The sequence below is a fragment of the Nocardia sp. NBC_01327 genome, assembly GCF_035958815.1.
Taxonomy (GTDB): domain Bacteria; phylum Actinomycetota; class Actinomycetes; order Mycobacteriales; family Mycobacteriaceae; genus Nocardia.
Genome location: NZ_CP108383.1, coordinates 147,663 through 164,653 on the forward strand (window position 1 = coordinate 147,663; position 16,991 = coordinate 164,653).

Sequence of the window (16,991 nt, forward strand, 5' to 3'; positions counted from 1 at the left end):
GCGCGGGGGCTTGGGGGCCCGCCTAGAACAGCGGGTCGTGGCGGATATTGTCGGTCGAGGTACCCGCGGCCATGAGACGGAACTTGGTGGTCTGCACCATGGAGGGCGAACCGACGATCTGCACATCGCGATCCTCCCAGGGCCCGAAACCGGCGACGATCTTGCCGATCTGGCCGACCCGGCGCGGTTGCAGACCCGGATGGTCCTGGGGCTCACTGGAATTGGCGAGCTGCCACCAGGGATTCTCATCGCTCTCGGTGACCGGGGTGACGGTGAGCCACTTGTTGGCCAGCGCGAGCTGACTGAGAATCTCGAGGTCGTAGAGATCGCAGGGGTAGTGCCCGCCCACGAACAGATCGACCTTCGGGTTGGAACGGCGCTGCGTCATGGCCATGAGTTGTGCACGGAGCGGGGCGATTCCGGTGCCGCAGGCGATCATCAGCATTTTGCGCCGGGTATTGCGCGGAACGCCGAGTCCGCCGAGCGATGATCCGATCAGCCACTGTTCGCCGACCTTGGTGTGGCCTACCATGGCCGGGCTGACCCAGCCGCCGGTGACGCCGCGCACATGGAATTCGATCTCACCGCCGGCATTGGCGGGGATGGCCGGGGAGAGATACCGCCACATCCGCGGGCGGGAAGGGATCTGCACGCTCATGTACTGGCCGGCCGCGTACTGCATCGGCTGATCCAGCTTGAGCCGCACGATGGCGAGATTGCGCAGTACTTCACGGTGTTCGATGACGGTGCCCGTCCACACCGGCGGGGTGCTCTCCTTCTCCGCCGCGCCCATCATGGTTCCGGCGATGACGCCGAGGCCCTCGTCCCAGGCGCTGTCGACCTCGTCGGTCCACATCTCGGTGCCCGCGTAGGCCTGCATGGCGGTCTTCAATGATTTGCCCACGGCCGCATAGTGTTCGGGCACCACACCGTATTTGCGGTGGTCGCGGCCGAGCTGAGCGAGGAAGGGCAGCAACTTGTCCGGCTCCTCCAGCCGATCGACCACATAGGCGATCGCTTTCACCAATCTGTCGCGCTGGGCGTCCAGCGCGGCGGGGAAGAAATCCCGCACTTGGGGATACTCCGTGAAGAGAATGGCGTAGAACGAACGAGCGAGCTTTTCAGGGCCACCGTCTTCCGCAGCAACCGACTTGAACGTCGTTCTAATCAATGCGACGGTCCGCGAATCCATTTGTGTCACAACCCCATTTCGCACTCGAACACAGCTCGGGCCGGTGAGTGCAGTGCTGCGGGACACTCGACAGCTGCCGTTGCTGAGCAAGTGTAGGCGAGGTTTGCCAGCAACGGAACGGGACGTTTCAACTACGTGCCTGTAATTCCCTAAAAACGAACAAGCAGCAAGCAAACTACCCGGAAAACAGACTGTTCAACTGGGACTCACCGTAGGACACGGGGTTTCGCACGTCGAATCTGGGACATTCGTTTTGCAAGACTCAGAAAATGAGCGATCCTCCCGCAACCTCGACGGTTGCCGAAATGCGTTGCGACATATGGACAAAACTCTCAATCAGAAGATATTAACAACCGGCCGGTCTGTATTTAATACTCCCCCAGGCTTATCCGCAATCTTTGTTTCGCACAAAGAAATGCAGCACATTGCCTGCAACAAAGAAAACAGCGCCCCTATCCAGGGACGCTGCTTCTACTTCTGCCAGGGCTCCGGGAACAGAGTCCCCGGAATCCCTTACACCGCACCGATCAGGTGCGGCGGTGGCGCGGTTGCCACACAACCAGCGCCGTACTGCGCTGCGGCGGACTCAGATCCGGGCGATATCCCGACCTGAGCCTGTCCACCTCGGCGCCCAGTTCGGCAACTCGCTGCTGCAGCTGCTCGACCTGATTGGTGAGTTCGATGATCCGTTTGATGCCCGCCAGGTTGACGCCCTCGTCCTGGGACAGGCGCTGCACCTCGCGGAGCAGCTGCACATCCCGGTCCGAGTAGCGCCGGCCGCCGCCCGAAGTACGTTGCGGCGACACCAGACCCAGCCGGTCATAGGTACGCAGCGTCTGGGCGTGCATGCCCGCCAGCTGCGCAGCCACCGAGATCAGGAAGTACTGAGCCTCGGCGGCCTGTTTCGGATCGGGATTCATCACGCACCTGCCCAGCCGGCTCGCGGATCGAAACCACTGGTCTTCTCCGCCTCCGCATAGCGCCGCAGCGCCTCGGTGGCTTCGTCGTCCAGTTTCTGCGGGATCGCGACTTTGACGGTCACGAGCAGATCGCCCGCGACGCCGTCGCGCTTGGGCACACCGCGTCCGCGCACGCGCAGGGTACGGCCGTCGGCGGTGCCCGGGGGCACCTTGACGCCGACGCGTCCCTCCAGCGTGGGCACGGAAACCGTTGTCCCCAACACCAGTTCGCTGTAACTGACCGGCAGCACCAGGGTCAGGTCGTCGCCATTGCGGCCGAAGACCTTGTCCTGACTGACGTGCACGGCGACGAAGAGGTCACCGGGCGGCGCACCGCGCAGCCCCGCTTCGCCCTGGCCCGCCAACCGGATTCGCTGACCGTCACGCACCCCCGGGGGAATGCGCACGGTGATCGTCCGGGTCCGGTTCTGGATGCCGCTGCCGTGGCAATCGACGCACGGGTCGTCGATGATCGACCCGGTGCCCCGGCAGTCCTCGCACGGCTCACTGAATCCGAACGCACCCTGGTTCCGGCTGACTACGCCGGATCCGTTGCAGTGCGGGCAGACCCGCGGGCTGGTGCCCGGCTTGGCGCCGCTGCCGTGGCAGGTGGTGCAGGCCGCCGGACTGGTCATGCGCAGTGGAACCGTCACACCCTGGGCGGCCTCGCGGAAGCCCAGTGTCGTCTCGGTCTCCACATCGCTGCCGCGCCGGGGGCGCGAGGAGGTGCGGGTGCCGCCGCGATTGAACAGCCCGCCGAGCAGATCGCCCAGCCCGCCGTCACCCGCGCCGGCTCCGGCCGTCTGACCGCCGAAGATATCGCCCAGGTTGAAGTCGCCGGAGAATCCGCCGGGCTGGCCGTAGCCACCACCGCCGGGCGAGAAGCCACCGCGGCCGAAACCGCCGTTGGCGAAGAGCTTTCGCGCCTCGTCGTACTCCTTGCGCTTCTCCGGATCGGACAGCACGGCATGCGCCTCGCTGACGACCTTGAACCGCTCCTCCGCCTTGGCGTCACCCGGGTTCTTGTCCGGATGCAGATCACGGGCGAGCTTGCGGTACGCCTTCTTGATCTCTTCCTGGGTCGCGCCGGAGGCGATACCCAGCTCCTTGTAGAAGTCCTTTTCGAGCCACTCCCGGTTCACCGGGCATCTCCTCCTTCCAGATTCCTCGATGTCGGCATCCCGTATGGGACCGACGTGGTGGCCCCATACGGGGCCGCCACCGTATTAGGCGCCAGCGGCATCGGGGCCGGCGTTCGTCGAATCCGATGCGGCCGAGCCGTTCAGATCTGCCACCCCGTCGGTGACGCCGACCAGCGCATGGCGCAGGACGCGGTCGCCGAAGCGGTAACCCTTGCGCATGACCATGCCGATCACCGGGTCGTGCCCGGAGCCCTCGTGCTGCACGGCCTCGTGCAGGGTCGGGTCGAAAGGCTCGCCCTCCGAACCGAAGTCCTCGAGGCCCTGCTTCTGCAGGGCGGTGACCAGTTTGTCGGCAACGGATTTGAGCGGTCCGTTGTCCAGGTCGCCGTGTGCGCGGGCGCGGTCGAGATCGTCGAGCACGGCCAGCAGTTCGCTCACGACCGTCGCCTTGGCATTGTCGATGGTGGCCTTGCGGTCCCGTTCGACGCGGCGGCGGTAGTTGGCGTATTCGGCGGTGAGCCGCTGCAGATCGTTGGTGCGCTCGGCGAGCTCGGCGGTGATGGTGTCGGCGAGCGAATCCTCGCTCATGGCAACATCATCCGCGGCCGAAGCCGCGGCGAATCCGTCCGCCGCGGCCTGGCCGCCCTCACCCGAGACCGTGATCGGTTCTTGTTCCGGGTTCGGGTTCGTCACTTCTTCTCCGGCTCCTCGACGACCTCGGCGTCGACGACGGTGTCATCGGCGTCGGGCGCGCTCGAGCCATTGCTCGAGGCGGCCTGATCCGCGGCACTCGCGTCGTAGATGGCCTGGCCCAGCGCCTGCGATTCGGTCGCGAGCTTCTCCACCGCGGTCTTGATGGCCGCGATATCGGTGCCCTTGAGCGCCTCGTTGGCGTCGGTGATGGCCGCCTCGACCTTGGTCTTGATCTCGGCCGGGACCTTGTCCTCGTTGTCCTTGATGAACTTCTCGGTCTGGTGCACCAGCGATTCGGCCTGGTTGCGGGTCTCGGCCTCTTCGCGACGGGCCTTGTCCTCCGAAGCGTGCGCCTCGGCGTCCTTGACCATGCGATCGATCTCCTCCTTGGACAGGCCGGAGCCGTCCTGGATCTTGATCGTGTTCTCCTTGCCGGTGCCCTTGTCCTTGGCCGTCACGTGCACGATGCCGTTGGCGTCGATGTCGAAGATGACCTCGATCTGCGGCACGCCACGCGGGGCCGGCGGGATGCCGGTCAGCTCGAAGGATCCGAGCAGCTTGTTGTGCGAAGCGATTTCGCGCTCACCCTGGAAGACCTGGATCTGCACGGACGGCTGATTGTCGTCGGCCGTGGTGAAGGTCTCGGACCGCTTGGTCGGGATGGTGGTGTTGCGCTCGATGAGCTTGGTCATCACGCCGCCCTTGGTCTCGATACCCAGCGACAGCGGGGTGACATCGAGCAGCAGGACGTCCTTGACCTCACCCTTGAGCACACCGGCCTGCAGGGCGGCGCCGACGGCGACGACCTCGTCCGGGTTCACGCCCTTGTTGGGCTCACGGCCGCCGGTCAGTTCCTTGACCAGCTCCGAGACGGCGGGCATACGGGTCGAACCACCCACGAGCACCACGTGATCGATATCGGCGACGGCGATGCCGGCGTCCTTGATGACCGACTGGAACGGCTTGCGGGTGCGGTCCAGCAGATCGGAGGTGATCTTCTGGAACTCGGCGCGGGTCAGCTGCTCGTCGAGGAACAGCGGGTTCTTGTCCGCGTCGACCGTGATGTAGGGCAGGTTGATCGAGGTCGACTGCGAGGACGACAGTTCGATCTTGGCCTTCTCGGCGGCCTCACGCAGGCGCTGCATGGCCATCTTGTCCTTGGTCAGGTCGATGCCCGAGGACGCCTTGAACTTGTCGACCAGCCAGGACACGATGCGCTCGTCCCAGTCGTCGCCACCGAGGTGGTTGTCGCCGGAGGTCGCGCGGACCTCGACAACACCCTCGCCGATGTCGAGCAGGGAGACGTCGAAGGTGCCGCCACCGAGGTCGAAGACCAGGATGGACTGTTCCTTGTCGCCCTTGTCCAGGCCGTACGCCAGCGCGGCCGCGGTGGGCTCGTTGACGATGCGCAGGACGTTCAGGCCCGCGATCTGGCCGGCCTCCTTGGTGGCCTGGCGCTGCGCGTCCTCGAAGTAGGCGGGGACGGTGATGACCGCGTCGGTGATCTCCTCACCGAGGTAGGCCTCGGCGTCGCGCTTCAGCTTCATGAGCGTGCGCGCGGAAATCTCCTGCGGGGTGTACTTCTTGCCGTCGATCTCCACGGACCAGTCCTCGCCCATGTGGCGCTTGACGGACCGGATGGTGCGATCGACGTTGGTGACAGCCTGGTTCTTCGCGGGCTGACCCACGAGAACTTCGCCGTTCTTCGCGAAAGCGACGATCGACGGGGTCGTACGCGAGCCCTCGGAGTTGGCGACGACTACCGGCTCACCGCCTTCGAGAACGGCGATGACCGAGTTCGTGGTCCCGAGGTCGATACCGACCGCACGAGCCATGGTGATTCCTCCTGATTGACGTACCGATGTGTCCTAGCGGCGGGATCTTGCCCCGAATCGGGGCAGGATCCTCAGCAACACTGAGCGTGGTCGGCTCAATCCTGCACCGGATGTCCGTCTGGTGCAACTTGAACTTGAGTCCGCCTCACTCAACCTTGTCTGAACAGCACCAACGGGCGACTCTCGACATCTATTCCAGGGAGCGCAGAAATTTTTCGGGCAGGGTCGAGATTACTGCGGGAGGTTCACCTGGATCGGCTCGCCCTGGAGCGATACCTGCAGGTATCCGGTTTTGGAGCCGTTCGCGACGTAGATGCTGACCACCGGGTCCTTGCCGGTCCTGTGCTCGATATCTATGTGACTCACCGCACGGCCGGGCATCGAGAGCGTCTGCGGCGCGCCTGCGATCAGGCCCGCGAGCTTCGGAAGATCGAGCGTGGCCAGATCGATGGAGTCGGTGCCGGACATCCGCGTGGAGTTGTCCATGGAGTCGAAACCGCCGTCGTAGCGGATGTGGTCGGAGGTATCGGTCTGCCCCACCCGCCGTTCCACCACCACATAGGTCGGAAAAAGCGTGACCTCATCGGCCACGGCGTCACCGTAGTGATTGCGGTATGCCGCAAGGAAACTCGCGAGACCGGCGGGCGTGGTCGCGTCCGGCATGGCCGGTTTCGACACGGTGGCACGGGCGAGGCAGCCGCCGAGCGCACCGGCCAGCAGCGCCACCGACAGCGCACCGGCCGCGATCTTCCAGCGCAGCGCACTGTTCCGCCGCGGCGGATGCAGCAGCGGGGTGCCGACCAGATTGCGCGGAATCTGCAGATCGCTGATCAGCACATCGAGCGCACCGAAGGTCCGCGCCTGCATGGCGTCCGCCGTTCGCCGCGCATGCTCGGCCTCGGTCAATTCGCCTTGGGCGCGGGCATTGTCGAGTAGTGCACAGGCGTCCACACGATCGGAGTCGCGGGCGCGCATGCCTTGGTTCCGGTTCTCGGCCATCTCTTCGCCTATCCGCGGAACGGGGAGGATCGGGTGATGACGCCCGCGGGCGTCGCCTCGACGTAGCCGGCCTCGTTCGCCTTGTTGCTCACGTAGACGCGCACGGTCGGTGCGGACCCGCCGCCGCGCGCCGAGGACACGTCCTCCATGTCGAACATAATGTCGCTGATGGTGCCCTGATCGACGTTCATGGTGGTCAGCGCGGTGCTGATCAATCGGCCGAGGGCCGCCGGATCGACTGCGCCCAAATCGAATACGGGGGTGTTCAGCTTGCGGGTGGTGGGATTGTCGCCCGCGGCGAAGCCCCCGCGATAGTCGTAGCGGACCTGCCTGTTCGACTGGCCCGGCACGGACCGCGTCAGGATGGCGTAGCCGGGGTACAGCGTCAGATCATCGGTGAGAACGTCACCGAACTTGGCGCGGTACAGATCGCGGAAGGTGGTAAAGCCCTCCGCGGTAAGAAGATTCGGCATCGGCACGACTACCGGCTGGACCACGCCGAGCGGCGCGACGGGCGCACCCGCCGGAATATCCGGCGGCTGATCCACCGCCACGAATCCGGCCGCGAACATTGCCGCACAGGCCGCGAGCACCGCCCACCCGAAAACCTTGCGCCGGTGCGTCTTCGGCGGTTGCGCGACGGTGGGCGCATTGTCCGGCCGCTGCAGGTCCGAGGTCAGGTCGGCCAGTTCGCCCAGGGTCGCGGCTTCCCCGGCGAGTTCGATGAGCGCCCGATGATCGGCCTCGTTCAGCTGCCCGTCGGCCAGCGCCGCGTCCAGCAGCTGTGCGGTCGCCGCCCGGTCACTGTCCCGCGCTCGGGTCCGAGTCGGATACCGGCTCAACTCCGCCGGTTTCGCGGGCGTCGCCGTCGGCGGCGGCGAGTTGCGGCCGGGCTGCAAATCCGCCACCAGCTGCCCGAGCTCGCCCACCGTCTGCGCGGCCTGAGCCCGCTGCGACCGCTGGTCGTACTCGTCCGCCCCCAGCTGCCCTTCCTCATAAGCGGCATCGAGGCGGGCGCGCGCATCCACTCGATCCACATCCCGAGCCCGCATTCGCCCGGCGCTCGCAAACCCCGACGCATCGGACGACCTCGCACTCACCCCCGAAGGGTAACGGCCCCAACCCCGACTAGCTGGGCGAAGCGGACATACCCAACGGTTCATCGGGTGCGGACCGGCGGTGCGGACCACATCCGGGACACGGCGGCCGCTCCGGATCCGCCCACCGAATCCACCGGATGCCGTGGACTTTCGATCGGGGGCTGCATTTAGCGCCTTCACCAGCTGTCATAGCTAGAAGACACGCTGGCAAAACGGTAATTCCGGACATCGCCTGCTGTGCAGTCGAAGATCCTCTTGGCGTCGCACGCGAAGGAGGCGGGATGAATATTCGATTCGGCATTTCGATCCCGCCCACCGCGGCGGCGCTGGAGGACGTCCTCGATATGGCCAAGGCCGCCGAGGACGAGGGGCTGGATCTGGTGGGGATTCAGGATCATCCGTACGCGGCGGAATTCGGGGACACCTTCGCGGTGCTCGGGGCGTGTTTGAGCGCGACCAGGCGGATCAGCGTGTATCCGGGGGTCGCGAATATGCCGCTGCGGCGGCCTTCGATGCTGGCGAAGCAGGCCGCCACCTTCGATCTGCTGAGCGGCGGGCGGTTCGAACTCGGGGTCGGGGCGGGGGCTTTCGAGGACGGCGTGGTCGCCATGGGCGGACCGGCGCTCACCGGGCGGGCGGCGCTGCGGGCGCTCGAGGAGGGGATAGAGATCATTCGCGCCGCCTGGAGACCCGGGCGGCTGGTATCGGTGCTGGGCGACGAGTACACGGTGCAGGGCATTGCGGGCGGGCCCGCGCCGGCGCACCGGATCGGCATCTGGATCGGGGCCATGGGCCCGCACGCCCTCGACCTGATCGGCCGGGTCGCCGACGGATGGGTTGCGCCACTGCCGAATTGGCTGCCCTGGGAACGGTGGCGCGCCGCGCAGGACCGCATCGATACCGCCGCACTCGCCGAACACCGCGATCCCCGCACCATCACCCGCATGGCCGCACTCCCCGGCGTCATCAGCGATCAGCGACTGCAGCCCCGCCCCCGCGGCAACGACCCGATCCAAGGCTCCGCGCAGGAATGGGCCGAAATCATTGCCGCCCTGCACAAGAACGCCCGCTTCGACACCTTCATCTACTGGCCGCCCGGCTTCGACGTAGACCAGGTCCACCGCTTCGCCCGCCGCGTAGTCCCCGCCGCCCGCAACCTACTGGCCGCACACACCTAACCCCGAATCCTCCGATGCCGGGACCGCGCAGGTCCCATCCGACCGCACTGGTCCCATCCGCCCGCACAGGTCTTGTCCGCCCGCACAGGTCCCATCTGACCGCGCAGATCCCGTCCGACCGCGCAGATCCCGTCCGACCGCGCAGATCCCGTCCGACCGCGCAGATCCCGTCCGACCGCGCAGATCCCGTCCGACCGCGCAGATCCCGTCCGACCGCGCAGATCCCGTCCGACCGCGCAGATCCCGTCCGACCGCACAGATCCCGTCCGACCGCGCAGATCCCGTCCGACCGCGCAGATCCCGTCCGACCGCGCAGATCCCGTCCGACCGCGCAGATCCCGTCCGACCGCGCAGGTCTTGTCCCAGCGGCACAACCCATATAAGGCGTGTCCGGTTCGGATAAGGGGTGTGCGGTTGCGGTTCGGGGAGTCATGGTGCTGGTACTGAGGGGACTGTCAGTCCAGGAGGGGGAAGCGGCCTGAGGTTAGGAGGGTGGTGATGGCGTCCATTTTCGCTTGGGGCGCAGCGTAATCCGGGTGGGCGCCGAGGACGGCGGCGGCGTCGTGCAGCTGCGCCATCTGGCGCTCCACCTCCTGGGCGGCGCGGCCGCCGGTTGCCGGGGCCGCGGCGCGGGTGCCTGTCAGCTGCCGGGCGGCGGTGTCCACGGTTCGCCCGCCCGCGGTGAGGGGGTGGGCGGCGAAGGCGGGGCGTCGGGGGTCGATGCGGCCCAGGTCGACGGCCTTCTCCACGCGGCGGGAGCAGCGGCAGAAGGCCTGCGGATTCGCCAGGCCGCAGGTCGAGGTGAGGAAGTTGCCGAGTCGTTTCTTGGCGCGCTCCAGGCGCTTTCGGTAGGCGGGTGCGGTGGTGCCGGAGATCCACGCGGCCTCCGCGGAGCTGAGTTCGAAGATCTCGGAGAGTACGAAGGCGAGGCGTTCCTCGCGGGCCAGGCACTGCAGCATGGCCTGACTGCAATTGAGCCGCACCTCATGGGTCAGCAGGGCCGATTCCGGTCCGCGGTAATCCTGTTCGGCCAGACCGTCTTTCAAGCCCTCGCCAAATTCGTCGAGGCTCAATTGCTGCTGCTCCTGTGGCGTCCGGCGCTTCAGGTTCAGCAGATAGTTGACCCCGATCCGGTACGCCCAGGTGAGCAGTTTGGCCTCACCCCGCCAGGTGCCCAGCTTCCCGACCACCCGCAGCAGAATCTCCTGACAGGCATCCTCCGCATCGGCTGGCCGCAACACCATCCGCAGCGCCAGCCGATAGATCGGATCCTGCAGCAGCCGAACCACTTCGGAAATCGCCCCCCGATCCCCGCCGACAGCCCGCGCCACCAACTCCCGCTCCGCCGCATCCGGCCCGACAGCCACCTCGCTCGCATGCGCCGCATCCGGCTCATTGACCTCCGGCACGACACTTCGGGCAGTGTCGGTGCCGGAGCTGCTCGCGGCGCCGTCCAACCGCAGGGCGGACTCGTCGGCGGAAGTCCGCCTACTGCCATCGGTCTCCATCCCGCCAGCTTGGGCGCGAAGGCGGAGCGATGCAAGGCAGTCGACGGTCAGGCGATTGCCGGGGCCGTGGTCAACGCGTGGCGCTGGATCCATTCGGCGACGGCGGAACCGATGGCGTCGGGCTGGTCTTCGGGGCAGTGGTGTCCGGCGGGGCCGATATTCGTGATCTCGGCGGCGGCGAAGGTGGCTGCCGCCCAGTCCATCGTCTCCGGCGAACCGAGGCCGACGCCGTTCTCGACGGCCATGACGAGCTTGGGCACCTGCGGGGTGGAGGCCATCCAGCGGTCGTAGTTCTCGATGATCGCGACCACGTCGGCCGGTTCACCGTCGAGCGGGAATTCGCGCGGCCACACCAGCATCGGCTTGCGGGATGCCGGCGTCGGGTAGGGCGCGCGGTAGGCGTCGAGGGCTTCCAGGGACAGCTTGTGGGTGGAGGCGGGCAGGTTGAATTCGATGAACATATTGCGTTCCAGCACCATCTCCTCGCCTTCCGGGGACCGGAAGCGGCGGAAGAGTTCGGCGCCCTGCGGCGGCATATCCGACCAGCGCATGGGGCGCAGGAAGGTCTCCACCACGGCAATACCGCGCACGCGGCCGGGATGCCGTGCGGCCCAGTCCATTCCGAGGGCGCCGCCCCAGTCGTGGCCGACGATGATCACCTGATCCAGCCCGAGCGCCTCGAACCAGGCGTCGAGGTAGCGGGCGTGGTCGACGAACCGGTAGTCGCTGTCGGGCTTGCCCGAAGCCCCCATGCCGATGAGATCCGGTGCCAGCACCCGGGTTTCACCGCTCACATACGGAATCACATTGCGCCAGATATAGGACGAAGTCGGATTGCCGTGCAGGAACACGACCGGGATGTCACCGCTGCCGGTGTCGCTGTAATTGAGGAACGAGTCGAGTACGTCGATGCGGGCCATGATGGCTGTCCTTCCGGGTGAATTTTGCCTTCACCTGGTTGGACACCGGCCGCAAGCCGCTGTGACCGGCAGCGTCAGTGACCTGCGTCACATCCGGAATCATCGGGTCGTTCGGTGGTGAATCCCGGATGGATGCCGGGCAGCAGACCGCTTCCAGCCGCCGCCTTCTGCAGCAGAACCAGCAGTGTCGCCCGTTCCGCGGCATCGAGCTCCGAGGTGATCTCCCGCTCCAGCCCGGCAGCGATTTCCGCTCCGCGCGTGAGCATTTCGCGACCTGCGGGCAGCAGGTACACCGCGTGCGCACGCCGGTCGGTCGGATGTTTGCGGCGCTCGGCGAGTCCACGCTTCTCCAGATCGTCGACGAGGCCGACCATCACATTGCGGTGGATGCCGAGCGCTTCGGACAACTGCTGCTGCGAGCGCCCACCACTGGCCTCGAGGATGCGCAGCATGCCGAACTGCTGCGGCTTGATGCCGAGCGGAGCCAACAGGTCGGTGAACCGGTAGGCCGCGTGCGTACCCAATTGCCCCAGCAGGAAGGGGATGGAGTCGGCGAGCAGCACGTGGCGAGGATCGGCGTCGGTCACACCGGAATTCTACATGCGAGCACTAATCATGATTGCCATCTTGCGTGATAATCACTTCAAGTGCATAGTTTGAGGGGTCGTATCACCCCCACCCAGTCGAAGAGAGCTCGCCGTGGAATCCGACACCATCCCCACCACCCTCGATCCACGCCGGTGGATCGCCTTCGCCGTCGTGCTGGCCGCCGGGTTCATGGACCTGCTCGACGTGACCATCGTCAATGTCGCGGTGCCCAGCATCCAGAAGGATCTGGGCGCCGAGTACGCGCAGATCGAATGGATCATCGCCGCCTATGTCCTGGCCTTCGCGGCAGTGCTGATCACCGGCGGCCGGCTCGGTGACATCTACGGCCGCAAACGCATGTTCCTGCTCGGCATGACCGGATTCACGCTGGCCTCGGCCGCCGGCGGACTGGCCTCCGACCCGACCATGCTCATCACCTCACGATTCGTGCAGGGCGCCATGGCCGGACTGATGGTGCCGCAGATCCTCGCCATCATTCGCGTGACCTTCCCGAAAGAGGAGCGCACCAAGGCGATTGCCATCTACAGCGGTGTCGGCGGTTCCGCCTCCGCGGTCGGCCTGGCACTGGGCGGACTGCTGGTGCAGTGGAATGTGCTCGATCTGGGCTGGCGGCCGATCTTCCTGGTGAACATCCCGATCGGCATTCTCGCGCTGGCCGCCGCCGCGGTCGTCATGCGGGATTCGCGCTCGCCGCAGCCGCCGCGCCTGGACATCATCGGCATGGTGCTGGCCGTGTCCGCGGTGGTACTGCTGGTGTACCCGCTCACCGAAGGCCGCCGATTGGATTGGCCCACTTGGACTTTCGTTCTGATCGGCGCTTCCGCGGTCACCTTCACGGCCTTCGTGCTCTACGAGCGGTGGCGCTCGCGCACCGTCGGCTCCCCGCTCATCGACCTCGAGCTGTTCCGGTCCCGGGCCTTCACCGTCGGCTTGGCGAGCTGGCTGCTGTTCTGGATCGGCTTCGGCGGGTTCTTCCTCATCTGGACCCTGTTCATGCAGGCGGGACTCGGCTGGTCACCCATGCGGGCCGGATTGACCTCGGTCTTCTTCGCGGTCGGTGCGGGCATCGGAGCCGGAACCTCGGTGAGTCTGCTGGCCCCGCGCTTCGGGCGCTGGGTGCTGATGGGCGGCGGGCTCGTCACGGCGGCCGGATTCGGGTTGTACGGCTGGATGGCCGCGCACTACGGTTCGGATTTCGCGTCCTGGCAGATGGTCCTGCCGCTCATCATCACCGGCACCGGATTCGGCATCGTGGTCGCGCCGACCATCGATATGCTGCTCGGCCAGATCCCCGATGGGGAGGCCGGAGCGGCGTCGGGGTTGCTCAATACCGGCCAGCAGCTGGGGATGGCGCTGGGCGTGGCACTGGTCGGGATCGTGTTCTTCACACAGCTCGATCATGATTCGGGGCGCGGTGTGGACGCGGTCGCGGCGCAGACCCGCACGGAGTTGAGTGCGGCCGGGCTGCCGGGGCCCGCACAGGATCAGATACTCGCCAATTTCCGTGCCTGCGTGCAGGATCGGTCCGCCGAGGTGGATCCGTCGGTCGTGCCCGACAGCTGCCGTAGCACCGGCGGCGACCCGGCCATGGGCGTCACACTCGCCAAGGCGGGCAAGGAGGCCACGGCCGTCAATTTCGCGCACACCTTCGACTACACGCTGGTGTGGGGCATCGGCATCATGGTGCTGGTCTGCCTCGGATTCGCCGCGCTTCCCAGGGACACCAAGCTGGAAGTCCACGAGTTGGCGGAGGACGAATTGGTGCAGGTCTGATCTATCCACAACTGTCCACAGCCTCGGTGCACACCGGCGCTGTGGACAGTTTTCCTTTCCACAGCACGCCGGGCGCGGAAGAATCCGACCGACAATGTCTTTCGACGGGAGTCAGCCATGCGCGCGGTCACGGTAACCAAGGGCGAATTCCGAGTCCAGGAGCTGCCCGCTCCCACTCCCGGTCCCGGGCAGGTGCTGGTGAACGTGCTGCGGTGCGGCATCTGCGGCTCCGACCTGCACGCCCGGGTGCACTGCGACGAACTGGCCGATATGGCCGCCGCCACCGGATACCAGCACTTCATGCGCTCGGACCAGAGCGTGGTGATGGGGCACGAATTCTCCGGCGAGGTCGTAGATTACGGCTCGGGCGCCCGCCGGCGGTGGAAGCCTGGCACGCCGGTGGTGTCGCTGCCCATCCTGCGAACCGGGCGCACGCCGCACCTCACCGGGCTGTCGGCCGACGCGCCGGGCGGGTATGCCGAACAGGTGCTGGTGCAGGAGTCGATGACCTTTCCGATTCCGAACGGACTCTCCGCCGAGCATGCGGCGCTCACCGAGCCGATGGCGGTCGCCTGGCACGCCGTGCGCAAGGGGCGCGTCGGCAAGGGGCAGACCGCATTCGTCATCGGTTGCGGGCCCATCGGTCTCGCCGTCATCACCATGCTGAAGGCCTCCGGTGTCGCACTGGTGATCGCCAGCGATTTCTCCCCGCGCCGCCGGGAACTCGCCGCCGCCTGCGGAGCGGATGTGGTGGTCGACCCGGGCGCCGACTCGCCCTGGACCGCGTCACCGAAGAAGTCGCGCATCACCGGTGCCAGCGACATTCTCAACCTCGGCTTCGACGCCATGGAACGACTGCGGCGGATTCCGAATCTGCCCTGGTGGTACATATTCCGGGCCGCGCACACCCTCAACAAGGGGCCCGCCGGGCCGGTCATCTTCGAATGTGTCGGCGTGCCGGGCATGATCGACCAGATCCTCACGGCCGCACCGCCGATGTCCCGCATCGTGGTGGTCGGCGTGTGTATGGAATCGGATCGCATCCATCCGGCCACCGCCATCAACAAGGAAATCGAACTGCGCTTCGTCCTCGGCTACGACCCCGGCGAATTCCGCGACACCCTGCACATGATCGCCGACGGCAAAGTCGACCCCTCCCCCCTCATCACCGGCACCATCGGCCTGGACGGCGTCGATCCCGCCTACACCACCCTCGCCTCCCCCGACCACCACGCCAAAATCCTGATCGACCCGGCCAGCACCGCAACCACCCTCTAGCGGGCATCCACCAGGAACTGGGTAGCGCGCATCGACCAGGAACTGGTGGCGGGCCGTACTCGCACAATGCCGCCACCAGTTCCTGGTCGATGACGTTATGGGTTGTGTGGTGGGGTGATTCGGGCGAAAGGGGTGGTGGGGGGTTCGTGGAGGATTTCCAGGAGGCCTTCGGCGCTGCGGGAGGCGGTCAGGCAGGCATTGACCATGGATTGGTCGGCGAGGGGGTGACGGGCTCGGGTACGCCACTTGTGGACTGCGGTCAGGGCCTGCTCGCGTTGGGTGTGGATATCGGTGTGCGGGGGCAGTCCGAGGCGGCGGTGGGGGGCTACGCCTACGCCGCCGATCAGGCGATGCAATTCCGCGAGATCGGCTGGGGGCAAGGGTAATTCGTCGGTGCGCAGGTGGCCCAGCAGCCGAAGTTCGGCGAAGCCGTGTACGTCGGAGAGCAGGGTCTTCACCCGGGGCAGCAGGGCATCGGCCTCGGTGCCGGGGTTGGCGACGAGAATGCGCGCCAGGGCGGTCAATGCGGAGTGCGCCTTCAATTCCTCTGCGCGCTGGGCGAATTGCACATCCAGGACGGTGCGCAGTTCGCCGAGGCCGCTGCGGGCGGTGAGTTCCGCTGCCAGCGAGGCGGAGTCGCGGACGCCGAGCCGAATCAGGGTGACGGCCAGGCGAATACCGAACAGGCCGAAGCGCGCCGCCAGGTGGGCGCGCAGGTCCGGCGGTACCGGGAGCGGCAGATCGGGGCGGGCGAAGCGGTCGGCCGACAGCAGGGCGGCGCTCACCTCGTCCACGGGTGCGGCGGCCAGGGCCTCGAAGGCCGCGTACTCGCGCTGCCGCAGGGTGGCCGCGGCGAAGGCCAGCAGGCCCGCGACCGGAATCACCGACTGGCACAGCCCGGTTCGCTCCAATTCGCCCGCGAATCGTGAGGCCACATCGCGCGCGGAATGCAGTGCGTCGATGCGCCCCGCACCGATCTCATCCGCACGCGACACCACACCGATCACCCCGAGCGGTCCGCCCGCGCCCGTGCCGGCGCCGATCTGTTCGAGAAAGTCCACGTCGGCGGTATCGAGCCGGCGCAGCAGGTAGACGACCGCATCCGCACCGGGCAGGGCGACTCCGGTTCCGCCGGGGGTGAGCAGGCGCGAGGTGCGCGCCGACACATCCCGCGACAGTGAGGAGATTCCGGGGGTGTCGATAATCGTGGTCTGGGCCAATTCCGCGGACGGCCACTCCACCGCCAGGTGGTCGACCTCACGGGCCCCGCCCGTATTCCAGCGCAGCGCAGCCAGATCGAAGGTGAGCCCGTGCGCACCCGGCAGCCCCTCCGCGCCGCGGCCGCGGCGCACCACCACATCGGCGCGCGAGCCCTCCGGCGAATACGCGGTGACGCGGGGTGCGGCGCCGTGCCGATACCAGGTCACCAGGCGGGTGCACTCGGTCGCATCGGTGGGCGCGATATCCTGCCCCACCAGCGCATTCAACAGTGTCGACTTGCCCGCCTTGAGCTGTCCGGCCAGGGCGATCCGCAGCGGCTCGTCCAGCCGCCGCACACATTCCTCGAGCTGCCCGCGCACCCGTCCACGGTCGGCAAAGGACCGCCGGGCGGCCGCCAGCAGTCCCCGCGTCTCACCCCCCACCCCGTATCCGGGCCCGCCCACATCAAATCTCATAGCGCTCCCGACCCGAACCACACACCGCACACATCGCCAACCTTTCGCCCCAACCCCGCCCGGTGTTAGCAACACGCCAGTTCCGGCGAGTGCGGGGCCCTATCGATGGCGCGCCCAGAGACTCGCCTC

Annotated in this window: 14 protein-coding genes; 3 read left to right on the forward strand and 11 right to left on the reverse strand. The window is 67.0% G+C overall.

Annotated elements, in window-relative coordinates:
* Positions 1-22: 22 nt before the first annotated feature.
* From OG326_RS00650 to OG326_RS00680, 7 genes are all read right to left on the reverse strand, one after another.
* Positions 23-1,192, reverse strand: coding sequence for a globin domain-containing protein (locus OG326_RS00650; protein ID WP_327142683.1), 1,170 nt, complete (start codon positions 1,190-1,192; stop codon positions 23-25).
* Between the two features lie 527 nt (positions 1,193-1,719).
* Entirely contained in the window at positions 1,720-2,112 is a 393-nt protein-coding gene (locus OG326_RS00655) for a heat shock protein transcriptional repressor HspR (RefSeq protein ID WP_327142684.1), read from the reverse strand.
* Positions 2,112-3,293 (reverse strand): molecular chaperone DnaJ, encoded by a 1,182-nt coding sequence (dnaJ, locus tag OG326_RS00660; RefSeq protein WP_327142685.1) that lies wholly within the window; start codon positions 3,291-3,293, stop codon positions 2,112-2,114. Before dnaJ ends, OG326_RS00655 begins: the two co-directional genes overlap by 1 nt.
* Positions 3,294-3,377: 84 nt before the next feature.
* Positions 3,378-3,986 carry a nucleotide exchange factor GrpE gene (gene grpE, locus OG326_RS00665; protein ID WP_327142686.1) on the reverse strand — a complete coding sequence of 203 codons (609 nt, stop codon included), beginning with the start codon at positions 3,984-3,986 and terminating at the stop codon, positions 3,378-3,380.
* Positions 3,983-5,821: a molecular chaperone DnaK gene (gene dnaK, locus OG326_RS00670; protein ID WP_327142687.1), complete on the reverse strand. Its 1,839-nt coding sequence runs from the start codon at positions 5,819-5,821 to the stop codon at positions 3,983-3,985. Before dnaK ends, grpE begins: the two co-directional genes overlap by 4 nt.
* Before the next feature lie 231 nt (positions 5,822-6,052).
* On the reverse strand, positions 6,053-6,820 hold the full coding sequence (locus OG326_RS00675) for a DUF1707 SHOCT-like domain-containing protein (protein WP_327142688.1): 768 nt from the start codon (positions 6,818-6,820) through the stop codon (positions 6,053-6,055).
* A gap of 8 nt (positions 6,821-6,828) precedes the next feature.
* The gene (locus OG326_RS00680) at positions 6,829-7,920 is read right to left on the reverse strand and encodes a DUF1707 SHOCT-like domain-containing protein (protein WP_327142689.1); all 1,092 of its coding nucleotides are present in this window, start codon (positions 7,918-7,920) and stop codon (positions 6,829-6,831) included.
* A 281-nt stretch (positions 7,921-8,201) separates the two neighbouring features.
* Between OG326_RS00680 and OG326_RS00685 the strand changes: the two genes are divergently transcribed.
* Positions 8,202-9,098 carry an LLM class flavin-dependent oxidoreductase gene (locus tag OG326_RS00685; protein WP_327142690.1) on the forward strand — a complete coding sequence of 299 codons (897 nt, stop codon included), beginning with the start codon at positions 8,202-8,204 and terminating at the stop codon, positions 9,096-9,098.
* 455 nt (positions 9,099-9,553) lie between these two features.
* Here the strand turns inward: OG326_RS00685 and OG326_RS00690 are convergent, their stop codons facing one another.
* From OG326_RS00690 to OG326_RS00700, 3 genes are all read right to left on the reverse strand, one after another.
* Positions 9,554-10,606, reverse strand: a complete 1,053-nt coding sequence (locus OG326_RS00690; protein WP_327142691.1) for an RNA polymerase sigma factor — start codon at positions 10,604-10,606, stop codon at positions 9,554-9,556.
* 47 nt (positions 10,607-10,653) lie between these two features.
* Positions 10,654-11,526, reverse strand: coding sequence for a haloalkane dehalogenase (locus tag OG326_RS00695; RefSeq protein ID WP_327142692.1), 873 nt, complete (start codon positions 11,524-11,526; stop codon positions 10,654-10,656).
* Positions 11,527-11,600: 74 nt separating this feature from the next.
* The gene (locus tag OG326_RS00700; protein WP_327142693.1) at positions 11,601-12,113 is read right to left on the reverse strand and encodes a MarR family winged helix-turn-helix transcriptional regulator; all 513 of its coding nucleotides are present in this window, start codon (positions 12,111-12,113) and stop codon (positions 11,601-11,603) included.
* 112 nt (positions 12,114-12,225) lie between these two features.
* Here OG326_RS00700 and OG326_RS00705 point away from each other — a divergent pair, with 112 nt between their 5' ends.
* Positions 12,226-13,908 carry an MFS transporter gene (locus tag OG326_RS00705; protein ID WP_327142694.1) on the forward strand — a complete coding sequence of 561 codons (1,683 nt, stop codon included), beginning with the start codon at positions 12,226-12,228 and terminating at the stop codon, positions 13,906-13,908.
* A gap of 117 nt (positions 13,909-14,025) precedes the next feature.
* Positions 14,026-15,186, forward strand: coding sequence for a zinc-binding dehydrogenase (locus tag OG326_RS00710; RefSeq protein WP_327142695.1), 1,161 nt, complete (start codon positions 14,026-14,028; stop codon positions 15,184-15,186).
* Positions 15,187-15,281: 95 nt separating this feature from the next.
* On the opposite strand, the gene OG326_RS00715 is transcribed toward OG326_RS00710, so the two are convergent.
* A complete protein-coding gene (locus tag OG326_RS00715) occupies positions 15,282-16,862 on the reverse strand; it encodes a dynamin family protein (protein ID WP_327142696.1) in 1,581 nt (526 codons plus the stop codon).
* Positions 16,863-16,991: the final 129 nt, after the last annotated feature.

Bases quoted from the DNA above. Each gene is read 5' to 3' on its own strand.
- OG326_RS00690 (WP_327142691.1), bottom strand. From the start codon at position 10,606: ATGGAGACCGATGGCAGTAGGCGGACTTCCGCCGACGAGTCCGCCCTG.
- OG326_RS00695 (WP_327142692.1), bottom strand. From the start codon at position 11,526: ATGGCCCGCATCGACGTACTCGACTCGTTCCTCAATTACAGCGACACC.
- OG326_RS00650 (WP_327142683.1), bottom strand. From the start codon at position 1,192: ATGGATTCGCGGACCGTCGCATTGATTAGAACGACGTTCAAGTCGGTT.
- OG326_RS00685 (WP_327142690.1), top strand. From the start codon at position 8,202: ATGAATATTCGATTCGGCATTTCGATCCCGCCCACCGCGGCGGCGCTG.
- OG326_RS00715 (WP_327142696.1), bottom strand. From the start codon at position 16,862: ATGAGATTTGATGTGGGCGGGCCCGGATACGGGGTGGGGGGTGAGACG.
- OG326_RS00710 (WP_327142695.1), top strand. From the start codon at position 14,026: ATGCGCGCGGTCACGGTAACCAAGGGCGAATTCCGAGTCCAGGAGCTG.
- dnaK (WP_327142687.1), bottom strand. From the start codon at position 5,821: ATGGCTCGTGCGGTCGGTATCGACCTCGGGACCACGAACTCGGTCATC.
- OG326_RS00675 (WP_327142688.1), bottom strand. From the start codon at position 6,820: ATGGCCGAGAACCGGAACCAAGGCATGCGCGCCCGCGACTCCGATCGT.
- OG326_RS00655 (WP_327142684.1), bottom strand. From the start codon at position 2,112: ATGAATCCCGATCCGAAACAGGCCGCCGAGGCTCAGTACTTCCTGATC.